General features: G+C 63.8%; 24 protein-coding genes and 1 pseudogene. 7 read left to right on the top strand and 18 right to left on the bottom strand.

Features of this window, described 5'->3' with window-relative positions; all coding sequences use genetic code 11:
• Positions 1–203: 203 nt before the first annotated feature.
• Positions 204–836 carry an HAD family hydrolase gene (locus JQK88_RS04590; RefSeq protein ID WP_203277608.1) on the top strand — a complete coding sequence of 211 codons (633 nt, stop codon included), beginning with the start codon at positions 204–206 and terminating at the stop codon, positions 834–836.
• 216 nt (positions 837–1,052) lie between these two features.
• Here the strand turns inward: JQK88_RS04590 and JQK88_RS04585 are convergent, their stop codons facing one another.
• From JQK88_RS04585 to ureC, 9 genes are all read right to left on the bottom strand, one after another.
• The gene (locus JQK88_RS04585; RefSeq protein ID WP_203277607.1) at positions 1,053–1,820 is read right to left on the bottom strand and encodes a class II aldolase and adducin N-terminal domain-containing protein; all 768 of its coding nucleotides are present in this window, start codon (positions 1,818–1,820) and stop codon (positions 1,053–1,055) included.
• 80 nt (positions 1,821–1,900) lie between these two features.
• Complete coding sequence (gene ureG, locus JQK88_RS04580; protein WP_203277606.1) at positions 1,901–2,533, bottom strand: urease accessory protein UreG; 633 nt, start codon at positions 2,531–2,533, stop codon at positions 1,901–1,903.
• A 2-nt stretch (positions 2,534–2,535) separates the two neighbouring features.
• A complete protein-coding gene (locus tag JQK88_RS04575) occupies positions 2,536–2,970 on the bottom strand; it encodes a DUF3995 domain-containing protein (protein ID WP_203277605.1) in 435 nt (144 codons plus the stop codon).
• Positions 2,967–3,638, bottom strand: coding sequence for an urease accessory protein UreF (locus JQK88_RS04570; protein ID WP_192255461.1), 672 nt, complete (start codon positions 3,636–3,638; stop codon positions 2,967–2,969). The genes JQK88_RS04575 and JQK88_RS04570 overlap by 4 nt, the downstream gene beginning before the upstream one ends.
• Entirely contained in the window at positions 3,631–4,230 is a 600-nt protein-coding gene (gene ureE, locus JQK88_RS04565; RefSeq protein WP_192255263.1) for an urease accessory protein UreE, read from the bottom strand. Before ureE ends, JQK88_RS04570 begins: the two co-directional genes overlap by 8 nt.
• On the bottom strand, positions 4,227–4,832 hold the full coding sequence (locus JQK88_RS04560; RefSeq protein ID WP_203277604.1) for a glutathione S-transferase family protein: 606 nt from the start codon (positions 4,830–4,832) through the stop codon (positions 4,227–4,229). The genes ureE and JQK88_RS04560 overlap by 4 nt, the downstream gene beginning before the upstream one ends.
• 42 nt (positions 4,833–4,874) lie before the next feature.
• The gene (locus tag JQK88_RS04555; protein ID WP_192255267.1) at positions 4,875–5,468 is read right to left on the bottom strand and encodes a hypothetical protein; all 594 of its coding nucleotides are present in this window, start codon (positions 5,466–5,468) and stop codon (positions 4,875–4,877) included.
• Between the two features lie 34 nt (positions 5,469–5,502).
• Positions 5,503–5,937, bottom strand: a complete 435-nt coding sequence (locus JQK88_RS04550; RefSeq protein WP_112559987.1) for a YfbO family protein — start codon at positions 5,935–5,937, stop codon at positions 5,503–5,505.
• A 32-nt stretch (positions 5,938–5,969) separates the two neighbouring features.
• Positions 5,970–7,682 (bottom strand): urease subunit alpha, encoded by a 1,713-nt coding sequence (gene ureC / locus JQK88_RS04545; protein WP_376740367.1) that lies wholly within the window; start codon positions 7,680–7,682, stop codon positions 5,970–5,972.
• Between the two features lie 178 nt (positions 7,683–7,860).
• On the opposite strand from ureC, the gene JQK88_RS04540 reads away from it, so the two are divergent.
• Both JQK88_RS04540 and JQK88_RS04535 read left to right on the top strand, forming a co-directional pair.
• Positions 7,861–8,223 (top strand): hypothetical protein, encoded by a 363-nt coding sequence (locus JQK88_RS04540; protein WP_192255269.1) that lies wholly within the window; start codon positions 7,861–7,863, stop codon positions 8,221–8,223.
• A 129-nt stretch (positions 8,224–8,352) separates the two neighbouring features.
• Complete coding sequence (locus tag JQK88_RS04535) at positions 8,353–8,838, top strand: hypothetical protein (protein ID WP_192255271.1); 486 nt, start codon at positions 8,353–8,355, stop codon at positions 8,836–8,838.
• Between the two features lie 26 nt (positions 8,839–8,864).
• Here JQK88_RS04535 and JQK88_RS04530 read toward each other — a convergent pair whose 3' ends face one another.
• From JQK88_RS04530 to JQK88_RS04510, 5 genes are read right to left on the bottom strand one after another with little or no spacing between them, the layout of a single operon-like run.
• Positions 8,865–9,170 (bottom strand): urease subunit beta, encoded by a 306-nt coding sequence (locus tag JQK88_RS04530; RefSeq protein ID WP_203277603.1) that lies wholly within the window; start codon positions 9,168–9,170, stop codon positions 8,865–8,867.
• Positions 9,171–9,178: 8 nt separating this feature from the next.
• Complete coding sequence (locus tag JQK88_RS04525) at positions 9,179–9,772, bottom strand: HupE/UreJ family protein (RefSeq protein ID WP_203277602.1); 594 nt, start codon at positions 9,770–9,772, stop codon at positions 9,179–9,181.
• A 29-nt stretch (positions 9,773–9,801) separates the two neighbouring features.
• Complete coding sequence (locus JQK88_RS04520; protein ID WP_112559981.1) at positions 9,802–10,047, bottom strand: DUF1272 domain-containing protein; 246 nt, start codon at positions 10,045–10,047, stop codon at positions 9,802–9,804.
• Between the two features lie 10 nt (positions 10,048–10,057).
• A complete protein-coding gene (locus tag JQK88_RS04515; RefSeq protein ID WP_023693076.1) occupies positions 10,058–10,360 on the bottom strand; it encodes an urease subunit gamma in 303 nt (100 codons plus the stop codon).
• Between the two features lie 30 nt (positions 10,361–10,390).
• A complete protein-coding gene (locus tag JQK88_RS04510) occupies positions 10,391–11,233 on the bottom strand; it encodes an urease accessory protein UreD (RefSeq protein WP_203277601.1) in 843 nt (280 codons plus the stop codon).
• Positions 11,234–11,449: 216 nt separating this feature from the next.
• On the opposite strand from JQK88_RS04510, the gene JQK88_RS04505 reads away from it, so the two are divergent.
• From JQK88_RS04505 to JQK88_RS04495, 3 genes are all read left to right on the top strand, one after another.
• The gene (locus tag JQK88_RS04505; protein ID WP_023671226.1) at positions 11,450–11,704 is read left to right on the top strand and encodes an acyl carrier protein; all 255 of its coding nucleotides are present in this window, start codon (positions 11,450–11,452) and stop codon (positions 11,702–11,704) included.
• Positions 11,705–12,913, top strand: a complete 1,209-nt coding sequence (locus JQK88_RS04500) for a beta-ketoacyl-[acyl-carrier-protein] synthase family protein (RefSeq protein ID WP_192255283.1) — start codon at positions 11,705–11,707, stop codon at positions 12,911–12,913. It begins immediately after the preceding gene.
• Positions 12,914–13,054: 141 nt separating this feature from the next.
• Positions 13,055–13,759 carry a glutathione S-transferase family protein gene (locus JQK88_RS04495; protein ID WP_203277600.1) on the top strand — a complete coding sequence of 235 codons (705 nt, stop codon included), beginning with the start codon at positions 13,055–13,057 and terminating at the stop codon, positions 13,757–13,759.
• 110 nt (positions 13,760–13,869) lie between these two features.
• On the opposite strand, the gene JQK88_RS04490 is transcribed toward JQK88_RS04495, so the two are convergent.
• Together JQK88_RS04490 and JQK88_RS04485 are read right to left on the bottom strand one after the other, a co-directional pair.
• On the bottom strand, positions 13,870–14,220 hold the full coding sequence (locus JQK88_RS04490; RefSeq protein WP_203277599.1) for a hypothetical protein: 351 nt from the start codon (positions 14,218–14,220) through the stop codon (positions 13,870–13,872).
• Between the two features lie 85 nt (positions 14,221–14,305).
• Positions 14,306–14,926 (bottom strand): nucleoside triphosphate hydrolase, encoded by a 621-nt coding sequence (locus tag JQK88_RS04485; protein WP_203277598.1) that lies wholly within the window; start codon positions 14,924–14,926, stop codon positions 14,306–14,308.
• A gap of 250 nt (positions 14,927–15,176) precedes the next feature.
• Here JQK88_RS04485 and JQK88_RS37365 point away from each other — a divergent pair.
• Positions 15,177–16,387: pseudogene (locus JQK88_RS37365) on the top strand (helix-turn-helix domain-containing protein).
• Between the two features lie 193 nt (positions 16,388–16,580).
• Here the strand turns inward: JQK88_RS37365 and JQK88_RS04475 are convergent.
• Both JQK88_RS04475 and JQK88_RS04470 read right to left on the bottom strand, forming a co-directional pair.
• The gene (locus JQK88_RS04475; protein ID WP_192255291.1) at positions 16,581–17,672 is read right to left on the bottom strand and encodes a hypothetical protein; all 1,092 of its coding nucleotides are present in this window, start codon (positions 17,670–17,672) and stop codon (positions 16,581–16,583) included.
• 311 nt (positions 17,673–17,983) lie between these two features.
• Positions 17,984–19,798: a methyl-accepting chemotaxis protein gene (locus JQK88_RS04470; RefSeq protein ID WP_203277597.1), complete on the bottom strand. Its 1,815-nt coding sequence runs from the start codon at positions 19,796–19,798 to the stop codon at positions 17,984–17,986.
• Positions 19,799–19,988 lie beyond the last annotated feature (190 nt).

The following is a 19,988-nucleotide window of genomic DNA, read 5'->3' as shown; positions in this document are numbered from 1 at the left end:
CCAGGCCCGCCCCTTTTGGGCGAAGCCTATAGTCTTGCAGGGAATGGGCCGGTGCGCAATTGTCTATGCAAAGGGCAATTGCTTGCCGCGTTGACCCGATTGCGACGAGGCAATCGCCACGGCCAAAATCGCCTGCACATGGCTTCGGCGGTTTATCTCCCGGTACAAACGCTTTAAGGGGATCGGCAAAAGGAGCCTCGCGCATGACGCCGAAAGCGGTTTTCTGGGATATGGACGGCACACTGGTCGACAGCGAGCCGCTGCATGAGGCCGCCCTGGTGGCGGCGCTGCGCAGCGTCGGCATCGCGCCGCCGGTCGACCTGCATGAGCGGGTGCTGGGCATCGCCGCCGGACCGGTCTACGAGATGCTGCGCAGCGAGTTCGGCCTCGACCTGCCCTTCGACGACTGGATCGTGCGCAAATACGACCACTATCTGCCGATGGCCGAGACGCTGAAGCCGCGCCCCGGCGCGATCGAGGTGTTCAACGCATTGCGCGCGCTCGGCGTGCAGCAGGCGGTGGTGTCCAATTCCGACCGGGTGATCGTCGACGCCAATCTGAGCGCGGTCGGCCTGATTTATCCCGGCATGCGCACGATCAGCCGCAACGATGTGCGCGAAGGCAAGCCGCATCCCGAGCCCTTCCTGCGTGCCGCGTGGCTGGCCGGCGTCGATCCTGCGGATGCGGTGGCGGTCGACGACAGCGTGACCGGCGCCACATCCGGCCTGGCCGCGGGGATGCGGACGATCTTCTGGCCGGAGGCGCCAATGGCAGGCCCGCCGGGCGCTGTTGTAATCAACAGCGCGGAAGAGTTGCGGGCTCAGTTGGGGCTCTGAGGAGATCCCTTCTCCCCGTCACTATACGGGGAGAAGGTGCCGGCAGGCGGATGAGGGGCGGCGCTGACTTGGGAAAGCGTCGACGTCCAGATGCTGATTTCTGAAACCTTGGCGCTGCCCCTCATTGTCCTGCCGGACATTTCTCCCCGTATAGTGACGGGGAGAAAGTGGCTGTGTTGATGGTTTCGCCAACTACCGGCGTTGCGAAATGATCGCTCAGCTCCGGTAAACCGGCACCTCCTCGTCGAGGATCGCCTTGAGCTCGGCAAGATGACGCTCGGCCTGGCCTGGATAGTCGTCCATTTCGCTGGCGGCCTTTTCGGCAACCGCGTCGGAGAGCGTGCGCAGCGGACGGCCGGTCCACAGCGCCTTGATGTAGGTTTCGGCGGCGCGCTCGAAATAGAACATGCGGTTGAAGGCATCGGCGACGGTATCGCCGATGACCATCACGCCATGATTGCCCATCACCATCACCTTGACCTTGGGGTCGGTGAGCAGCTGCGAACAACGCTCGCCCTCTTCCTCGAAGGCCAGGCCGCCATAATGGGCGTCGACGACATGGCGGTTGAAGAACATTGCTGAGTTCTGGTCGATCGGCGGCAGGGTCGAATCGGCCAGCGATGCCAGCACGGTGGCGTGGATCGAATGCACATGCATGGCGCAGCGCGCATGCGGGACGTTGCGGTGGATGGCGCCGTGCAGGCCCCAGGCGGTCGGGTCCGGCGCATTCGGGCCGGACAACGTCTCGGGATCGTTGGCGTCGATCAGCAGAAGGTCGCTCGCCTTGATGCGTGAGAAATGCACCTGGTTTGGGTTCATCAGGAATTTGGTGCCGTCCTCGTTGACCGACAGCGAGAAATGATTGGCCACCGCCTCATGCATGTTGAGCCGCGCCGTCCAGCGGAAGGCAGCGGCGAGATCGACGCGCTCTTCGTAGTAGGGCAGGTTGGTCAGCGTTTCCTTCTGCAGGCGGGCGATGCTCATCTGAAAACCTCCGTTTTCGAGAGAATGCCGCGCCCGACCGTGGCCAGCAACGGCAAACTGCTGGGTCAGGCTGTCTTGCGTCAGGCCGCCGTGCGAGCCGACTGCAGCCCGCCATGCTCGACGATGAAGTCGATGACCGCCTGCAGGCCCTTGCCGCGCGACAGGTCGGTGAAGCCGAACGGGCGCTTGCCGCGCATGCGGGCGGCGTCACTTTCCATGACATCAAGGTTGACGTTCACATAGGGCGCGAGATCGCTCTTGTTGATGATGAGGAAATCGGAGCGGGTGATTGCAGGTCCGCCCTTGCGCGGGATTTCCTCGCCCTGGCAGACCGAGATGACATAGAGGGTCAAGTCGGCAAGGTCGGGCGAGAAGGTGGCGGCAAGATTGTCGCCACCGGATTCGATGAAGACGATGTCGAGGTCGGGAAATCTTTTGTTCAGCCCGGCGATCGCCTGCAAATTGATCGAGGCGTCCTCGCGGATGGCGGTGTGCGGGCAGCCGCCGGTCTCGACGCCGACGATGCGGTCTTCCGGCAGCGCCTGCAGGCGGGCCAGCATCATGGCGTCTTCCTTGGTGTAGATGTCGTTGGTGACCACGGCGATGGAAAAGTCGTCGCGCAGCGCCTTGCAGAGCTTTTCCGTCAGCGTCGTCTTGCCGGAGCCGACGGGGCCGCCGATGCCGATGCGAAGGGGACCGTTGGCCTGGGTCATGCCTAAAACTCCGTTATGGCGAGAATTGCGAAGCTGAGCCCGATCAAAAGGCACAGCGGCGAATAGAGACTGGTATCGAGCCGCGCAAAAGGCTGCTCCGGCGCCAGCCGGCGCCACCAGGGCGTGAAGCCGGCAACACCGCGGCCGAGAAACACCAGCCCGATGAGCAGCGCTGTGGCGGCAAGGCCTTCCCTGGGAAAAGGCGAAGCAAAGACGTCTTCAAGCGCCAGCGGCCACAGCGTTGCCAGACACAGGCACGCGGCAACAGCAAAACAGGCAAGGGGCGTCGGCATTTCGTCGACGCCGCGAAAGCCGACGACGGCGTGGGCGCAGGAAGCACCGTCCCTGCCCGGCCAGATGCCGCCAAGGCCCCAATAGACATGCAGCGCGGTGATCAGCAGCAGGACGGCCGAAAGGGCGAAGGCGAGCGTGGTCATGAGCGGAACAGCCTGGAATATTGCGTCTCGTGCTTCATCGCCATGACGTCGGAGAGGAAGGCGCAGCCGCCGAGATCGTCCAATGTCGAGCCAGCCGCTCGCGCGGCGGTCGCCAGCGCCAGCGGCTCGAAGCCGGCGAGCAGCACCGTAGCTCCACTCTGACCAACGACGCCGAGCCGGATCGCCGCCTGGACGAGGTTGGAGAAGAAGGCCTGCAGGAAGGCTGACAGCGCGTCCTGAAGCGCGATGCCGTTGCCGCCGGCAACGGCGCCGACAGCGACACAGTAGGCGCATTCGGCCGGCAAACGCTCCAGCACCGGATTGGGCCATGCCGAGGCCGCTTTCAGGAAGGCGGCGCCTTGCAGCATGGTTTCCATGTGGCGCCCGTGCGACCCTGCCAGCGCTTCGGCGAGATCGGCAATCTCATCGAGGTCGCCGTCGTCGCGGGCGCGCCGCCAGGCCTCTGTGAACAGCACCGCGTCGTTCCAGCCCGAGCCCATTTCGACCAGCGTCTCAAGCCAGCCGGCGAGGCTTTCACGGTCAGCCACCAATCCGTCATGCACGGCGCGCTCGAGACCATGGCTGTAAGAGTAGCCACCGACGGGAAAGGCCGGCGACAGCCAGGCCATCAGCCGCAACAGAGCGATGCCTGACGGCTGGTCAATCATGATCGTGATGATGCCCGTCATGGGAATGGCTGTGGGAATGAGAATGCGATTCGCTATGTGAGTGAGAGTGAGCTTCGGCGTGGCTGTGTGCATGCGCTTCGGCGTGCGCGTGACCATGATCATGCCCACCGGAATAGGCGCCGCGCACCGGCTTGAACGGCTCGGAGACCTCGCGCACCGTGGCGCCGAGCCCCTCCAGCATCGCCTTGATGACATGGTCACGCAGGATCAGGATACGGCCGGCCTCGATCGCCGCCGCAAGATGCCGGTTGCCGATATGCCAGGCAAGTTCGGTCAGGTGCACGCCATCGCGAGCGCGGATGTCGTAGACCTCTTCGGGTGCGGCTGTGATTTCGACATGGCGGCCGTCCTCCAGCACCAGCCGATCGCCATCGTTCAGGTTGACAGGCTCGGGCAGGTCGACCAGCACCTTGCTGCCGTCCGCAAGCTCGATGGCGCGGCGGCGCAGATGGCGCTCGTCATGGGGCAGAACGGCACGGCCAGATGGTGCGGCGGTTCCGGCTTTGCCGGCAGGCAGCACCGATACGGCACGCGGGAATTTGGTGAAGTCGGTGTTGAGGTTGAGTTTCATCGTATAGCTCCACCATTAGCCTGCGCCCGCGCCCGGGCCGGCCGCGACAGCAGGCGGTCGAAATAGGCGTTGACGCGCTCGGACTCGATCGGGAATTTTCCGGCACGGGCCCAGTTGCCCATGTCGCCCAGCAACACATCGATGGCCGAAAACCGGTTGCCGAGCGCAAATGGCTTGTCGCCCAGCCGGCGGTCCAGCGCCTTGGTCTCCGAGGCGAAATCGTAGGCGGCGGCTGGGCCGACATCGACTCGCACTTCCTTCGGCAGCAGGAAGCGGTGGCGCAACTTGTTCCACAACGGCGCCTCGAACTCCGACTGGGCAAAATGCATCCAGGAATCCATCTCGGCGCGACCGGCAACACCGGGATTGGCGCCCATGCCCTTGTCGGCATGTTTGTCGGCGAGATAGACGCAGATCGCCGCCGAATCCGTCACCGTCAGTTCGCCGTCGATGAGGATCGGCACCTTGCCCGACGGATTGAGCGCATAGGCTTCCGGCGAGCGCAATTTGACCTCGACGAATTCATAGGGCTGACCGAGTTCCTCGAGCATCCAGAGAACGCGGCTGACCCGGGATCCACGCGATCCGATGGCCTTGTACATGGTTGAACCTCTTTCTCCTGGACCGTAGACCATCGCGCTCGCTCAGACGATGGTGTCGAAGAGCCGCAGGATGAACGAGACCTGGTAGATCAGCGTGCCGACGACGAAGGCGATGTGGAAACGGCGGTCGCGCACCAGGATGGCGGCAATGCACAGCAGGACGAAAACCGGCGTTCGGAACAGATATTCATTGCCGTACCGGGCGAAATGCTCGGGTCCTTTCAGCAGCGTGTCGACGACATCGAGCAGATAGGTCGTCGCCAGCAGGCCGAAAAACCAGCCGCGGCGTGAATAGAAGAAATCCTCGTAGCTGGTGTAGTCGAGCATCGAATCCGGAAACAGCAGCGCGCACAGCAGGAACAGCGTGATGGCGTAGAAGATCAGGAACAGGTACTTGCCGAAGGTCCAGACCTCTATGGTGTAAAGGCCGAACTCCCACCACCAGAAATGCACCAGCAGTAACAGCATGGAGGCGACCCAGGCGAGGTGCACGGGGTAGAGCCTGTATTGGCCGGGATGCTGGACAATGCGCGCGAGCCCAGACAGCAGGCGAGTGACTCCAAGCCCGATCACCATGCCCATGACGATGCGGATATGCGGGAAGATGTCGTGGGCAGAGACGATTTCGGTGGCCATTCGTCCGTTCTACCGGCTGCTTCGACAATTGCAGCTAATCATACCAGAGCCACAGCTTTCGGTAACCGGCCGGAACGTCAACCTGCTCAGCGGGCAGATGATCTACATCTCCCTCCCAGGTTTCGTCCGGCTCAAAGCCTGACGGCAGCCAGCCAATGACGTGTTCTTCGCTGGCGCGCGTTGTTATGACGACCTTGTCCGAGAACGGCCATTCTCCATCGTCACATTGCACGATTGCTATTCGAACGTCGTGAACGTCAGGCCTTTTTCGTATCGACTGAAATGCCGCCAGAACCGTATCATTGTCTGGCTCTTCCGGGCTGTTGCACAGCAATCCGGCTTCGCCCTCAGCTCCATCGAAATATTCTTCCAAAGTGACAAGTGGCATGGCAAGCGGAGCGACGCCGCCATTGTATTTTTGCAGCGCGCCCATCCTGGAAATCAGGGCTAGTTTCTTTTGCTCGTCCATGATGGGTCCGATGCTTCGCGGGCGCACCGACCCTAAAACAGAAAATACCGCTGCGCCATCGGCAGCACGGTTGCCGGCTCGCAAGTGAGCAACTCGCCGTCGGCACGGACTTCGTATGTCTCGGGGTCGACCTCGACGAGCGGCGTGGCGTCGTTGAGCACCATCGAATGCTTGCCGATGCCGCCGCGGGTGTTTTCCACCGCAACGAACTGCTTGTCGACGCCGAGGCGGCCATGCAGGCCCGACTCCAGTGCTGCCTTTGAGACGAAAGTCACCGACGAATTGGTCCTGGCCTTGCCATAGGCGCCGAACATCGGGCGATAGTGCATGGGCTGCGGGGTCGGGATCGAGGCATTGGGATCGCCCATCGGGGCCGCGGCGATCATGCCGCCGATCAACACCATGTCAGGCTTCACACCGAAGAAGGCCGGGTTCCACAGCACCAGATCGGCGCGTTTACCGACCGCGATCGAGCCGATGTCCTTGGACAGGCCATGCGCGATGGCCGGGTTGATGGTGTATTTGGCGATGTAGCGGCGAACGCGGAAATTGTCGTTGTTGCCGGTCTCCTGCGGCAGCGAACCGCGCTGGCGCTTCATCTTGTCGGCGGTCTGCCAGGTGCGGATCGCCACTTCGCCGACACGGCCCATGGCCTGGCTGTCGGACGAGATGATCGAGAAAGCGCCGATGTCGTGCAGGATGTCTTCGGCGGCGATGGTCTCCTTGCGGATGCGGCTTTCGGCGAAGGCGATGTCCTCGGGGATCGATGGCGACAGATGGTGGCAGACCATCAGCATGTCGAGATGCTCGGCCAGGGTATTGACGGTGTAGGGCCGGGTCGGGTTGGTCGAGGACGGGATGACGTTGGGCAGGCCGCAGACCTTGATGATATCAGGCGCATGGCCGCCGCCGGCGCCTTCGGTGTGGAAGGCGTGGATGGTGCGGCCCTTGATCGCCGCGACGGTGTTTTCGACAAAGCCGGATTCGTTCAGCGTGTCGGTGTGGATCATCACCTGCACGTCGTAGTCGTCGGCGACCGACAGACAGCAATCTATGGCCGCCGGCGTCGTGCCCCAGTCCTCATGCAGCTTCAGCGAACAGGCGCCGCCCAGCACCATTTCCTCAAGCGCCGCCGGCAACGAGGCATTGCCCTTGCCCGACAGGCCGATGTTCATCGGAAAAGCATCGAAGGACTGGATCATGCGCGCCATGTGCCACGGCCCGGGCGTGCAGGTCGTGGCCAGCGTGCCATGCGCCGGGCCGGTGCCGCCGCCAAGCATGGTGGTGATGCCCGACATCAGCGCCTCGTCGATCTGCTGCGGGCAGATGAAGTGGATATGCGCGTCGAAGCCGCCGGCGGTGAGGATCTTGCCCTCGCCGGCGATGATCTCGGAGCCGGGGCCGATGATGATGGTGACGCCGTCCTGCGTGTCCGGATTGCCGGCCTTGCCGATGGCCGCGATGCGCCCGTCGCGAAGGCCTATGTCGGCCTTGAAGATGCCGGCTGTGGCATCGATCACCAGCGCGTTGGTGATGACGGTGTCGACCGCGCCGCCGGCGCGCGACACCTGGCTCTGGCCCATGCCGTCGCGGATGACCTTGCCGCCGCCGAATTTCACCTCTTCGCCATGGATGGTGAGGTCCTTTTCGACCTCGATGAACAATTCGGTGTCGGCAAGCCTGACCTTGTCGCCGACGGTGGGACCGTACATCTGCGCATAGGCTGCGCGGGTGATTCTAGCCATCAGTCAATGCTCCTCAAAACGGTCTGGCTTCAGCCGAATTCCACATCGTCGCCGTCCAATGGTCATGCAATGACCCGCTCGGCGACACCTTCTGATCCCATTTGGCCGTTGAGGTGGGCGTGTCACCCCGAACCAACCGTTTGCCAGATCCCTGGCCCATTCGATGGAAGGAAAATCCATGCGCAAAGTCATTGTTCTTGCAGCCGCCGCCACACTGGCCTCCGCGACCGTAGCCGGCGCCCAGCAGCAGCCGACGCCGCAACCGAAACCAACCGCACCTAGCGCTCAGCCGGCGGCGCCGGCGATCCAGAGCGTCAACATCGTCGATATCACCGAGCTGCCTGAGGCCACCCAGACGCAGGTCAACCAGGTGATCGCCAAGCGCGGCGATGCCGGGCTGCAAAAACTGCGCAGCTCGATCGATGCGACACCGCAGCTCAAGTCGGCGCTCGAAGCCAAGGGGCTCACCTCGGCACAGGTGGTCGCCGCCAGCATGACCACCAATGGCGCGCTGACCCTGGTCACCAAGAAGGCGAGCTGACGACAGTGCCTGGCGGGCCGATACCCGGCCCGCCGGCCCTATCGCCGAGGGAACCTTCGCCGGACGGGAGTCGTTTGGCTTTTTTGGCGCCGAACGGCGTTGCGCAGAAAAGTTCGCCAGGAGCGATCTATGCCGACCATTCCCTTTGCCGACGCCAGATGGCTCCAGACCATAGCCACTTGCATGTTCCTCGCGGCCTGCGGACCGCCCGCCGCGCAGGCCGTTGAAAGCGCGGACACCGTCAACCGGATCGTCGGCTCCGATGTCCGCCAGGAAGAGGCGCGGACGACGGCGGAGACCGGAAAGCTCATCGCCGCGATCGAGCGGACGCGTGAAAACATCGGCACGGTACGCAAGACATCCAAGCTCGACACGGTGGATATCGTCTTCCTCACCGACGCGGCGCGCAGCGAAGGCGGCCCGCCGCCGGCCGTCGAGAGCAAGGTCAGGCAGCATCAGGACGATATTGCGGAATTGCGCAAGGAGATCGACGCCAACGCGCTGCTGTTCAATGCGATCGATTCCAGGCGCGTGCTTGCCGAGGACGTCCTCGCCGTCGAATTCGACGGCCCCGCAGGAATCGTCATCTATGCAGCGGCCAGGCCCTCGAACTGATCTCAGGGCGTTCGACCCTGTCGATCTCACAGCTTGCCCATGATTTTCTGCTGGAAACCGTAGACCTCGCGTTTTCCGCCGAGCGGCACCAGCGTGACGTCGCGCTGCTGGCCCGGCTCGAAGCGCGTCGCCGTGCCGGCGGCGATATCGAGACGCATGCCGTGGGCTTTGTCGCGATCGAACTTCAGCCCTTCGTTGGTTTCGAAGAAATGATAGTGGCTGCCGACCTGGATCGGCCGGTCGCCGCTGTTGGCGACTTTGAGCGTCACCGTCGGCAGACCCTTGTTGAGCTCGATGTCGCCGCTTGCGGTGATGATTTCGCCGGGGATCATCTCAGGCCTCACAGAACGCCGAAGACCAGGCCAACGCCGACCGCAGCACACGCCGCGCCGGCGGCACGGGCAAGGCCGCGAAAGCGCATGCCGAGACCGAGGCCGGCGGCGATGCCTATGGCATGGAGAAGCACGGTGGCAGCGGCAAAGCCTGCCATATAGTCAAGCCCGCCGGCATTTTCCGGCACTTCGGTGCCATGGGCATGGCCATGGAACAGCGCGAACAGGCCGATGATGGCGACGCCGGCCGAGACCGGCAGGTCGACCGCCAGCGCAACCAGCAGGCCAAGCGCGACGACGGAGGCCAAAATGCCCGGTTCGACGAAAGGCAACGGCATGTGCAGCATGCCGAGCGCGCCGCCGACCAGCATGACGCCGACAAAGACCAGCGGCCAGGTCCAGATCGCCTTGCCACCCTTGAGCGCGGCCCACAGGCCGACGGCGATCATCACCGTCATATGGTCGAGCCCGGACAGCGGATGCGCGAAGCCCGCCGCGAAGGACGAGGTCATGCCGATGCCGACATGGGCATAGGCGGGCATGGCCGCCGCCAGCAGCAGGATTGCGGCGAGCGTGGTGCGTTTGGTTGAGGCAGAGATCATCGGTCTTCCCTTCCAAGTCACGGTAACAATCACGCGGCCTTGCAGCCCTCGGCCTTGAGCACACGTTTGGTCGAGGCCGGATATTTCTTCAGCTTCTCTGCCGGCCGGATGGGGCGGGCGGAAAAATTGCCGCCGCAATTCGGACAGACGCCGCCCAGCACATTTTCAGCGCAGTCGGCGCAAAACGTGCATTCGAAGGTGCAGATCAGCGCATCCGTCGCTTCCGGTGGCAGGTCCTTGTCGCAGCATTCGCAGTTGGGCCTGAGTTCGAGCATCGTTTCCTCCTCACCTGATCGGTTCGTGCACGGTGACCAGCTTGGTGCCGTCGGGAAAGGTCGCCTCGACCTGGACGTCGTGGATCATCTCGGCGATGCCTTCCATCACCTGCGCACGGGTGACGACATGGGCGCCGGCCTCCATCAGTTCGGCGACCGGGCGGCCGTCGCGGGCGCCCTCGACGACGAAATCGGTGATCAGCGCGATCGCTTCGGGGTGATTGAGCTTGACCCCGCGCTCCAGCCGCTTGCGTGCCACGATCGCCGCCATGGCGATGAGCAGCTTGTCCTTTTCACGCGGCGTAAGGTTCATGCACTTTCCTGGATTTGGCCTGGATTTGGCTCAGAGTGACCATAATTTGGGCAGACCGGCCCGCCCGTTGAGCAGTTCGACGAGCGGAACCAGCCGCTTACGCAGCTGGTAACCGTCCTCGGCAAACAGCCTCGCAAGAAGCTTGCCAGATTGTTTCACGCTCCAGGCGCTGGCGTCGCCCTCGGCGCCGATGATGTCGCGGGCCGGCTCGAGCAAGGCTTCGGCTTGCGGTGAAACCATCAGCAGCGTCGCCACGGCAATGGCGCCGCCGGCGACCGCAGGGCGACCAAGGGCTGCCGCTATGGCCGGCCCGATGCGGAAATCCTCGGCATGAATGAGCGCGCCGTCCCGGCGGACCCGCCAGCGGTCGTGGAAATGGCCGTGCGCGGCCTGTTCGCCCATGGCCAGGCGGCCAAAGACGGTGGCCTCGAGCAGCAATGCCTCGGCGCCTGCGGCAAGATCGACGTCCAGCGTGCGGGCAAAGGCCGCGCGGTCGAAGACGATGGTTTCCTGCGGCAGCCAGGCAATCCGGCCACCCGCGCCGACTTCAAGTTTTACCCGCACTTCAGCACGGTCGCTTTCGGCGCGATAGATCTTTTCGCAGGCCTGGGTGGTGATCGAAGCGGAGCCACCTGGCCCGACATCGATCTCCCAGCCGAGCCGATCACCGCCAGTCAGCCCGCCCGCGGTGTTGATGAGCACGGCTTCGAGCGGATCGGCCGCAACGGCCGGCATGCGGATCTTGGCCGATCCGTCCTGATAGAGGCGCGAAAGCCTGGTGCGGCCGGCACTGACGCCGCATGCAAGCCGGGCCGCACCAGCGACGCGCTGGGCCGGCAGCACCGCGGTCAAGCCATGTTGCAACGTATCCATCGTTCCAACGTTAAGCACTCCGGCTGCTTTGTCGATATGTAGCTTGTCGATATAGCTTGTTGCTTGACAGCGTTTCCGTTTCTATAGAGGGAGCCTCTTTGGAACGGGTCATGCCGCGCCTGGCGGGGTTTTGAAGGCGACGGCGATTTTCAGTCCAGGCAACACGGGCGCCAACCAATCGGCACCGCGAAATGATAAAATTGGGGAAGGAAACGAATGGCTGACGAGCTGGCAACGGAAATCATCGCCAAGATCAGGGCACATGCGGAGCCCGGCGGCGAAGAGATCACCACCAATACGGAATTGACCGCGCTTGGCATCCATTCCCTGGAACTGACCGAGATCATCTTCGATCTTGAGGAGCAGTACGGCATCGAGATCGAGATGAACACGGTCGATGCCTGGAGCAATCTGAAGAATGTCGGCGACATGGTTGAGGCTGTTCGCGCGCTGATCGCGAAGAAAGCCTGAATGCACAAGCGAGTCGTCATTACCGGCATAGGCGGCATATGCGGGCTTGGCACCAATGCGCCTGCGATCTGGAACGAAATGCGCGCGGGACGATCGGCGATCGGCCAGATCGACAACCCGCTGCTGCATGATTTGAAGGTCAAGGTCGGCTGCGAGATCAAGGCGATGCCGGACCATGGCATCGGCCACAAGCAGACCGTGTCGATGGACCGCTTCAGCCTGCTGGCGGCGATTGCCGCGCGCGAAGCCATGCAGCAGGCCGGACTGGCGTCGGATGAAGCCACCACGTATCGCATGGGCACCGTCGTCGGCGTCGGCGTTTGCGGATGGGAAGCGATCGAGGAGAACTATCGCGCCATCCTGATCGACGGAAAGAACCGTGCCGGCATCTTCACCGTACCGAAAGTGATGCCAAGCGCTGCGGCCGGCCAGGTCAGCATGGTGCTTGGCCTGCGCGGGCCGGTGTTCGGCGTCACCTCGGCCTGTTCGTCGTCGAATCACGCCTTCGCCTCGGCGGTCGATCAGATCCGGCTTGGCCGCGCCGACGTCATGGTCGCCGGCGGCACCGATGCGCCGCTGGTCTGGGGCATTCTAAAGGGTTGGGAAGCGCTGCGGGTGCTGGCGCCCGACACCTGCCGGCCATTCTCGGCCGACCGCCAGGGCCTGTCGCTGGGCGAAGGCGCCGGCATGGCGGTGCTGGAAACCTACGAACACGCCATGGCGCGCGGTGCCGACATTCTGGCCGAAATTGCCGGCGCCGGGCTTTCCGCCGACGCATCCGACATCGTCGCGCCGACTGTCGAAGGGCCTACGGCGGCGATGCGTGCCTGCCTGGCCGACGCCGGGCTCAACCCCGAGGACGTCGACTATCTCAACGCCCACGGCACCGGCACCAAGGCCAACGACCAGATCGAGACGGCGGCGATCAAGCGCGTCTTTGGCGACCATGCCTACAAGCTCTCGGTGTCGTCGACCAAGTCGATGCATGCGCATTGCCTCGGTGCCTCGGGCGGCCTGGAGATGATCGCCTGCGTAATGGCGATCCGCGAAGGCATCGTGCCGCCGACGGCCAATTTCCGGCAGGCCGACCCCGATTGCGATCTCGACGTCACGCCCAATGTGGCGCGCGAGCGCAAGGTGCGGGCGGCGATCAGCAATGGTTTTGCCTTTGGCGGCACCAATGCCGTGGTGGCGTTCAAGTCGGTCTGACGGCGGGCGGCTGGCCGTGAATCGCTGGTAAACACGGTGTGTGCACCGCCGGCCGGTTGATCGGCAAACACGTGGCGGATAATCCTTCGCAACCCGCCAAACGGCGCGACGCCAGCGCCAAATTCCCGACCGGAGCTTTCGATGACCGACCTGTCCGCTTTTCCGATCACCAAGCGTTGGCCGGCCAGCCATCCCGATCGCCTGCAACTCTATTCGGCGACGACGCCGAACGGGGTGAAAGTGTCGATCGCGCTGGAAGAACTCGGCCTGCCCTACGAGGCGCATCTGGTGGACATCGGCAAGGACCAGAGCTGGACGCCGGAATTCCTGTCGCTGAACCCGAACGGCAAGATTCCGGCCACCATCGATCCCAATGGCCCGGGCGGCAAGCCGTTCGGCCTGTTCGAATCCGGCGCAATCCTGCTTTACCTCACCGACAAGACCGGCAAGCTGATCCCGGCCGATCCGGTGCGGCGCTACGAAACCATCCAGTGGGTGTTTTTCCAGATGGCGGCGATCGGGCCGATCTTCGGACAGGTCGGGTTTTTCAACAAATTCGCCGGTCGCGAGATCGCCGACAAGCGGCCGCTCGATCGCTACCGCAACGAATCGCGGCGGCTGATCGGCGTGCTCGAGACAAGGCTGAAAGGCCGCAGCTGGATCATGGATGACGATTTTACCATCGCCGACATTTCGATGCTGGGCTGGGTGCGCAATCTGATCGGCTTCTACGAGGCGCGAGAACTCGTCGGTTTCGACGATTTCCCCACCGTCGCGGCATGGCTTGAGCGTGGCCTGGCACGGCCCGCGGTGCAACGCGGCCTGACCATTCCAGCCAGAGGCTGACGATCAAAGCCTCGAAAGCGGCTTTCCCCCTTTTGTTTGACGCAATTCCCAAGGGAAAGCGCTACGCGATTTTCCCGGGAAAACCGCTTCACACTTTTCCTGGAATTGCTCTACTTTGCCTTGGCTTTGGCCTTGGAGCCGCCCTTGCCCATCACTGACGCGGCAAGTGATGCAGCGCCTCTGGCCGTGGCGACAACCGCGCCGGCCGCAACGTTGGCTACATTGCGCATGGTGCCCACCGAGCTGCCGCTGCCTGCCGGCCTCTTGGCCTTGGCAGGCTTTGCCGCCACCTTGGCCGCTGCGCCCGGCACCACCTTCTTCGGTGCCGCCTTGCCGAAAGCCGGCTTTGCATCCTTGGAGCGCGCCGCAATTGCCGGGCCGGCGCCTGCTTTTGCCTGGGTGGCTTTTGCCGGCGTTGCCCTGGATTTGGCGGCTGCAGGTTTTCTTGCTTTGGTTGCCATCGGACGAAATCCCTCTGTGGCTAAGTTGCCTCGTCAGCGATAACGACCTGAAAGTCTTAAGGTTCCCGTTCGGAAATCCTGAGAATTAAGCGGGATCGCCCACAACAAGGTCGGCGGACCTTCGCCGGCCAAGCACGCGATCGATGTTGGGCATGTCGTTGGAGGCGATCCAGGCGCGTGCGTCTTCGTCCGAACGGCCGTGTTCGTGCCAGCGCATCAGCAGGCGACGCTCGAGTTCGGCGCGCGGCACATCGACAAAGATGGTAAAGTCGAACAAAGGCGCCAGCCGCGACCACGGCTCCTCGTCGAGCAGCAGGTAATTGCCCTCGACCAGGATGAACTTGGCCTCGGAGGCAATGATGGACGCCGCGGCGCGCGACAATTCCATGCTGCGGTCGAACACCGGAATGGCGATGTCGGGCTCGCCCGAGCGGATGCGCTTCAATAGCGTTTCGAAACCGGCGAAATCGAAGGTTTCGGGAGCGCCTTTTCTTGGCCGCAGGCCGCGCTGGTTGAGCACGATGTCGTCATAGTGAAACCCGTCCATCGGCACGACTTCCGAGGCGCCTTCCGGCAACAGATCATGCAGGCCGGCCGACAGCATCGACTTGCCGGCGCCGGGCGGGCCGGCAATGGCGACGATGAAGCGCTTCGCCTTGCCGGCGCGCTTGAAGATGGTGGCGGCGAGGTGGGCGATTTCGGACATGAGAGCCTCTTTTGCAGCCAGATGGTTTCAGCCGCATCTTGGCGGCTGTTGGTGGAAATTTCAAACCGGGATTTGGGTCGTCTGGCCAACAGCCAACGGTCCAGGTCGGCGCCGCCCCTCATCCCCCTGCCGGCATCCTCTCCCCGTATAGTGACGGGGAGAAGGGGCTGGTGTCCGACCCGGATAGATAGGTAACAGAATGGACCGATAGCATGGGTGACAGTTTTCTTGTCCGCCGGGAGGACCGGCGATGGTTTGGCGAGAGACTGGCATCATGGACGAGCGGCTTCGGTTTGTTGTGGAGTGTCTTTCTGGAGATGAGACGATGGTGGCGCTTTGTGCGGCCCACGAGATCTCACGCAAGACCGGCTACAAGTGGCTTGAACGCTATCGGGCGTTCGGGCCTGAGGGTTTGCACGACCGGCCGCGAGCCCCGCTCAATCATGGCCGGGCGACAGCCCAGGATCTTGTCGAGCGGATCGTAGCGGCGAAGGAGACGCATCCGCTCTGGGGGCCGAAGAAGATCGTGGCGCGGCTCAAGCGCACGGCTCCCGAACTCATCTGGCCGTCGGCCTCGACGGTGGGGGCGATCCTTGCGCGGCATGGGCTTGTCAACGCCCGCAAACGGCCGCGTCTGCGGGCCTGCGGCAATGGACCGTGGCCGCAAGCCGAGAGGCCGAATGCGGTGTGGACTGGCGATCACAAAGGCTGGTTCCGGACCCGTGACGGGTGGCGCTGCGAACCACTGACGGTGGCTGCGAACCACTGACGGTGATGGATGCGTCGAGCCGCTATCTTCTGGCGCTCGAAGCGACGGGATCGACGGCCGATAGCGAGGCTTGGCCGGTGTTCGAACGGCTGTTTGAGGAGCATGGCCTGCCGGATCGGTTCAGAAGTGACAACGGCCCACCCTTCGCATCGGCCGGCGTCACCGGGCTGACGCCGCTTGCGGTGCGCTTCATCAAGCTTGGCATCACGCTGGAGCGGATCGCACCGGGCAAGCCGCAGCAGAACGGACGCCACGAACGCTTTCATCTGACCATGCTGCCGATGGCAGAGGCGCCGGAAGCCGACAGAACGGCCCAGGGCCAGGCCTTCGAGGCCTTCCGGCACAGCTACAAGGAGGAGCGTCCGCATGAGGCACTCGCCATGGATACGCCAGCCCAGCATTACCGCCCCTCGCAGCGCGCCATGCCCAGAACGCCACCTGAGCCTGACTATCCGGCCGAGGCTGCGATCCGCCGTGTGCGCCACAATGGCGAGATCAGGTGGAATGGCGGCTTCATCTATGTCTCGCAAGCGCTGGCCGGCGAGCCGGTCGCAGCCGCGCAGACCGAGGACGGCGAATGGACACTCTCCTTCCATGCCCATCCGCTCGGCATCATCGACACCAGGCGTATGAAGCTTGTCCGGCGCAGCGCCGCGCCAACCAAACCGCTTGGCGCTGCGCCGGACGCATAAGGGGAGAGAAGTGTTACCTATGTATCCGGTTCATTCTGTTACCCATCTATCGGCTGGACACCGGCCGCGACCTCGCGCATTTCTTGCAATGTCGAAGATTAGCGAAACCGTCGGCGACATCACCCCTCTCCCCGTCACTATACGGGGAGAGGATGCCGGCAGGCAGGTGAGGGGCAGCGCTAGCGTTCGAAAATCAGCCGTGCTTGCCGATACGCAGGAAATCGCTGTCGAAGGCGACGTCGCGGGGCGAACCAGCGGCTCCGGTGAGACGCATGTGACCTGATGTTGTCGCGATATGGCGCGGCGGCTCGCCGCTAGCCTGCGGCAGCGCGCCGATGACATGGCGAAAGGAGACTTCGCCGCCGAGCGCAAAGGCGGTCGCCACGCCTTCGCGCTTCAGCCAGTTATCGCCGACCGATGCGGCATGGCCGACGGCGGCGCGGCCGTCCTCGATGCCGAGCACGCCGCGATGGCGGCCGCTCCACGGCACGTAGTCGCGGCCGCCATTGCTGAACCACAACATGGTGACCGGCAATTCGGCCGGGTTCTTCAGCACCAGCACCAGGTCCTGTTCGGCCCGGCGCGCCAGCGCCGTCCAGCCCGGACCGCCATGATCGGCCTCAACCATGGTGATGAAATCCTCGCGCTGATCCTCCATGCGGTAGTCGGTGAGATCGAGCGTGCCGCCGCCGGCGGCCGGAAAGCGCGTCAGATCGGTGGTGCGCGCGGGATAGGCAAGCTTGAAGCGGCCGCGGGCCGGATCGGGCTCCAACGGTGTGTCCAGCGTTGCGGCAAAGCGCTTGGGCGAAAAGGCCAGCCGGCCGCCGTCGCGCATCGCCGTCATCGGATGGTGAGCGACGGACACCGCGCCGGCACCGCCGGAAAAGACATGCTCCTGGTAGAGGAAGGGATGACCATCCCGAAGCGTAAAGATCTTGTCGACCGAGGCACCCATGACCTGGCGGCGCAGCCGGAAGATGGCCCGCCAGCCATCGGATGTCGCTTCGCTGGCAACGATATCCCAACCGCTGTTGGCCGGCCAGCCATGCAAGGGTGCTGCCTCGATGTCGCTCGCCGAAAACGGCGCGCACAGGAAATCGCCGGAAAGCCGCACGGTGCCCTCGGGCAGGTCCGGCGGCAGCGTCTCGCCGGCGTCGATCCAGGGCGCGCGGTGCAACGGTTTCAGCTGGCGGCCATCGCTGTCGACGGTCATGTCGGCGATATGGCCGACGGTGAGGTCGACCGTGACCGAGATGCCTTTTGCCTTGATCGTGACCGTATCCATCCATGCACCTGCTGATTCTGATGGCAGCGAACAAACCCGCTCCGCGCAGCTTGCGCAAGCGCAGCTTCCGGCATTTTGCATCAGGGCAGTTCCACCCTCCCCCTTGTGGGGGTGAGAAGCGGTCCGCGCAGCGGACGAGAAGCCAATTGCTTGGCTTTTCGAGCTTCGAGCGCCCTGAGCCAGCGAAGGGCCGGGCTGATAATTGGCCAGCCCGGCCGGGTCCCCGCTGCTTCGCAGCGTCCCGGCGTTCGCTGGCCTTTCATCGTGCCACAGGCACGATGAATTCGCCTGCGGCGAACCGGCTGCTCACCCTACTGCCGCTTGTATTCCCGCACCGGCGACTTGGTGCCGTCGGTGTAGGTGACCTGCACCGCCATCGACGTCACGCTGTCGGCGACCTTGAAGTAGGGCTGGTAATCATAAGGGATGGCGTAGGGGTCCTTCTTGTCGCAAGGCGGCAGCTTGATCTCCTTGTCGAGCGCGGTGCCGTTCAGGCTGTAGCGCACCGCCTTGATGCCGCAACGGTATGACAGCATCTGCGAGAAATAGACCAGGCCGTGATTGCCGCTGGCGTCGAAGGCGATCCACGACGTCCAGAACTGGTCGAGGATCTGCTTGTTGCCCTGCTGGAGGGCGGCTTCCGGATCGAAACTTATGTTGAACGGCCCGGTCTCGCGGCCCCTGAGATCGAGATATTTTACCCCGATGATGGTGGCCGTGGTGCTGTCGGGCAATTCGAAGCTCGGATTGGGCATCGGCTTGCCGGTGCGCTGGTCGTTCATCGCCATCAGCCCGGTATCGGTGAACGGACCGGACTCACCCAGGCGCCAGGAAATGCCGGTTGCCGCCTCGGGCAGCGAGATGGAAATCGTCCAGCCGGCATTGGAGCGCATCGGCGTCAGCGACGGGGCAAAGCGCGCGGGGTCGAGCACGTCGCCAAGGGCCGTCAGCCGGCTGCGGCTGTGGTCGAGCCAGTCGGCAAGCTCCCTCTGGTCGACGAAATATTTGAGCAGCCCGCCATCCTTTTCGTAGGAGACGAATTTGGTCAGCGCCGCGGCCTCGCTGCGCTTGTCGGACAGCGACTGGGCGCCGAGGCGGTCCTCGGAAAACTCCTGCGCCAGGAGGTAATAGGCCGGTGCGAAATCCGGATTGGCCGCGATGAAGGCATTGAGCTTGTCGAGACGCTGGGTGTCGTCGAACTGCAAGACATGGACCAGCTTGATCGACAGCGCCTTGGCCTTGTCGGCAAGCTGGCCGAACACTTCGCGCGCGCCGGCCTTGCCGTCCTGCACGCGCAGCAGCGTGGCAAAGCGGGTGTAGGGATCGACGGCGTCGACGTCGAAACCGGCAAAGGCGAGATAGGAGCGGCGGGCATTGAGCATATCGCCGGACAGCTCGTAGACGCGGGCATTGTGGTAGAATTCATCCGGCCGCTTCGGCTCGGCGATCGCCCCGCCTTGCGCGGCCAATGCGGCAAAGCCCTTGGCGATGGTGTCGATGGAGGCTGCAATCTGCTCGGTGGTCGCCTGCAGTTTTTCGGCCTGCTCGGCCTGTTTCTGCTGGCCGGCAGCGAGCGTTTCGGTGGTCTGCTTGACCTGATCGACGGTCTTTTGCGTCTGCGCGCCCTGCTCGGTCTGCTGCTGCTGGTTCGACGCAATCTCCTCGGTCTTTTTCGCTACCGCGTCGGTCGACTGCTTGACCCGGTCGACCGTCTGCTGGGTCTCGGTAACCGTCTGTTCGATCCTGGCCACCCTGGCCGAAACGATGCCCAGCTGCTGCTGCACCTGGGCGATGGCCGGCACCAGGCCGGCGATCACGCCGTTCTGCGAATTGGTCTGCTGCTGCAGGCCGTAGACGCCGCCGGCGACGGCAGCCGCACTGGTGGCAAAGATCAGCGCCGGCAGCGCCTTGGCGGCCAGCACCAGCCGCAGAACAATGGCGATGGCGATGATGGCGGCGGCGACCGAGGCGACCAGCGCGATATAGGCGGCGAACGGCGCCAGCGGATTGAGAATGTCGGAAGCAGCACCACCGATGAAGGCGACACTGCCGGCCCATTTGCCGGTGCGGCTGAGCGAAGCCCTGATAAGAGATGGCGCAGCCGCGCCGATGTCACCGGTCGTCATGTCAAACCCCCAAAGCAATTGCCGCGCGCAGTGTAGCAGCGCAACCCCGCCGGCAAAACAGGACAGGAAACAGGCGATTTCGGGGCGGGCACCAAGCGCGAGTTCCTCGCCCCCACAAAGTGGGGGAGAGGTGGCCGCGAAGCGGCCGGAGAGGGGGCTTCGTAAAGCGCCATCCGGCAAACGAAGATCC

The sequence above is a fragment of the Mesorhizobium caraganae genome (genome assembly GCF_016836705.1).
Lineage (GTDB): Bacteria > Pseudomonadota > Alphaproteobacteria > Rhizobiales > Rhizobiaceae > Mesorhizobium > Mesorhizobium caraganae.
This window is presented reverse-complemented; position numbering and strand designations above follow the sequence as displayed.

Bases quoted from the DNA above. Each gene is read 5' to 3' on its own strand.
- JQK88_RS04590 (WP_203277608.1), top strand. From the start codon at position 204: ATGACGCCGAAAGCGGTTTTCTGGGATATGGACGGCACACTGGTCGAC.
- JQK88_RS04585 (WP_203277607.1), bottom strand. From the start codon at position 1,820: ATGAGCATCGCCCGCCTGCAGAAGGAAACGCTGACCAACCTGCCCTAC.
- ureG (WP_203277606.1), bottom strand. From the start codon at position 2,533: ATGACCCAGGCCAACGGTCCCCTTCGCATCGGCATCGGCGGCCCCGTC.
- JQK88_RS04575 (WP_203277605.1), bottom strand. From the start codon at position 2,970: ATGACCACGCTCGCCTTCGCCCTTTCGGCCGTCCTGCTGCTGATCACC.
- JQK88_RS04570 (WP_192255461.1), bottom strand. From the start codon at position 3,638: ATGATTGACCAGCCGTCAGGCATCGCTCTGTTGCGGCTGATGGCCTGG.
- ureE (WP_192255263.1), bottom strand. From the start codon at position 4,230: ATGAAACTCAACCTCAACACCGACTTCACCAAATTCCCGCGTGCCGTA.
- JQK88_RS04560 (WP_203277604.1), bottom strand. From the start codon at position 4,832: ATGTACAAGGCCATCGGATCGCGTGGATCCCGGGTCAGCCGCGTTCTC.
- JQK88_RS04555 (WP_192255267.1), bottom strand. From the start codon at position 5,468: ATGGCCACCGAAATCGTCTCTGCCCACGACATCTTCCCGCATATCCGC.
- JQK88_RS04550 (WP_112559987.1), bottom strand. From the start codon at position 5,937: ATGGACGAGCAAAAGAAACTAGCCCTGATTTCCAGGATGGGCGCGCTG.
- ureC (WP_376740367.1), bottom strand. From the start codon at position 7,682: ATGGCTAGAATCACCCGCGCAGCCTATGCGCAGATGTACGGTCCCACC.
- JQK88_RS04540 (WP_192255269.1), top strand. From the start codon at position 7,861: ATGCGCAAAGTCATTGTTCTTGCAGCCGCCGCCACACTGGCCTCCGCG.
- JQK88_RS04535 (WP_192255271.1), top strand. From the start codon at position 8,353: ATGCCGACCATTCCCTTTGCCGACGCCAGATGGCTCCAGACCATAGCC.
- JQK88_RS04530 (WP_203277603.1), bottom strand. From the start codon at position 9,170: ATGATCCCCGGCGAAATCATCACCGCAAGCGGCGACATCGAGCTCAAC.
- JQK88_RS04525 (WP_203277602.1), bottom strand. From the start codon at position 9,772: ATGATCTCTGCCTCAACCAAACGCACCACGCTCGCCGCAATCCTGCTG.
- JQK88_RS04520 (WP_112559981.1), bottom strand. From the start codon at position 10,047: ATGCTCGAACTCAGGCCCAACTGCGAATGCTGCGACAAGGACCTGCCA.
- JQK88_RS04515 (WP_023693076.1), bottom strand. From the start codon at position 10,360: ATGAACCTTACGCCGCGTGAAAAGGACAAGCTGCTCATCGCCATGGCG.
- JQK88_RS04510 (WP_203277601.1), bottom strand. From the start codon at position 11,233: ATGGATACGTTGCAACATGGCTTGACCGCGGTGCTGCCGGCCCAGCGC.
- JQK88_RS04505 (WP_023671226.1), top strand. From the start codon at position 11,450: ATGGCTGACGAGCTGGCAACGGAAATCATCGCCAAGATCAGGGCACAT.
- JQK88_RS04500 (WP_192255283.1), top strand. From the start codon at position 11,705: ATGCACAAGCGAGTCGTCATTACCGGCATAGGCGGCATATGCGGGCTT.
- JQK88_RS04495 (WP_203277600.1), top strand. From the start codon at position 13,055: ATGACCGACCTGTCCGCTTTTCCGATCACCAAGCGTTGGCCGGCCAGC.
- JQK88_RS04490 (WP_203277599.1), bottom strand. From the start codon at position 14,220: ATGGCAACCAAAGCAAGAAAACCTGCAGCCGCCAAATCCAGGGCAACG.
- JQK88_RS04485 (WP_203277598.1), bottom strand. From the start codon at position 14,926: ATGTCCGAAATCGCCCACCTCGCCGCCACCATCTTCAAGCGCGCCGGC.
- JQK88_RS04475 (WP_192255291.1), bottom strand. From the start codon at position 17,672: ATGGATACGGTCACGATCAAGGCAAAAGGCATCTCGGTCACGGTCGAC.
- JQK88_RS04470 (WP_203277597.1), bottom strand. From the start codon at position 19,798: ATGACGACCGGTGACATCGGCGCGGCTGCGCCATCTCTTATCAGGGCT.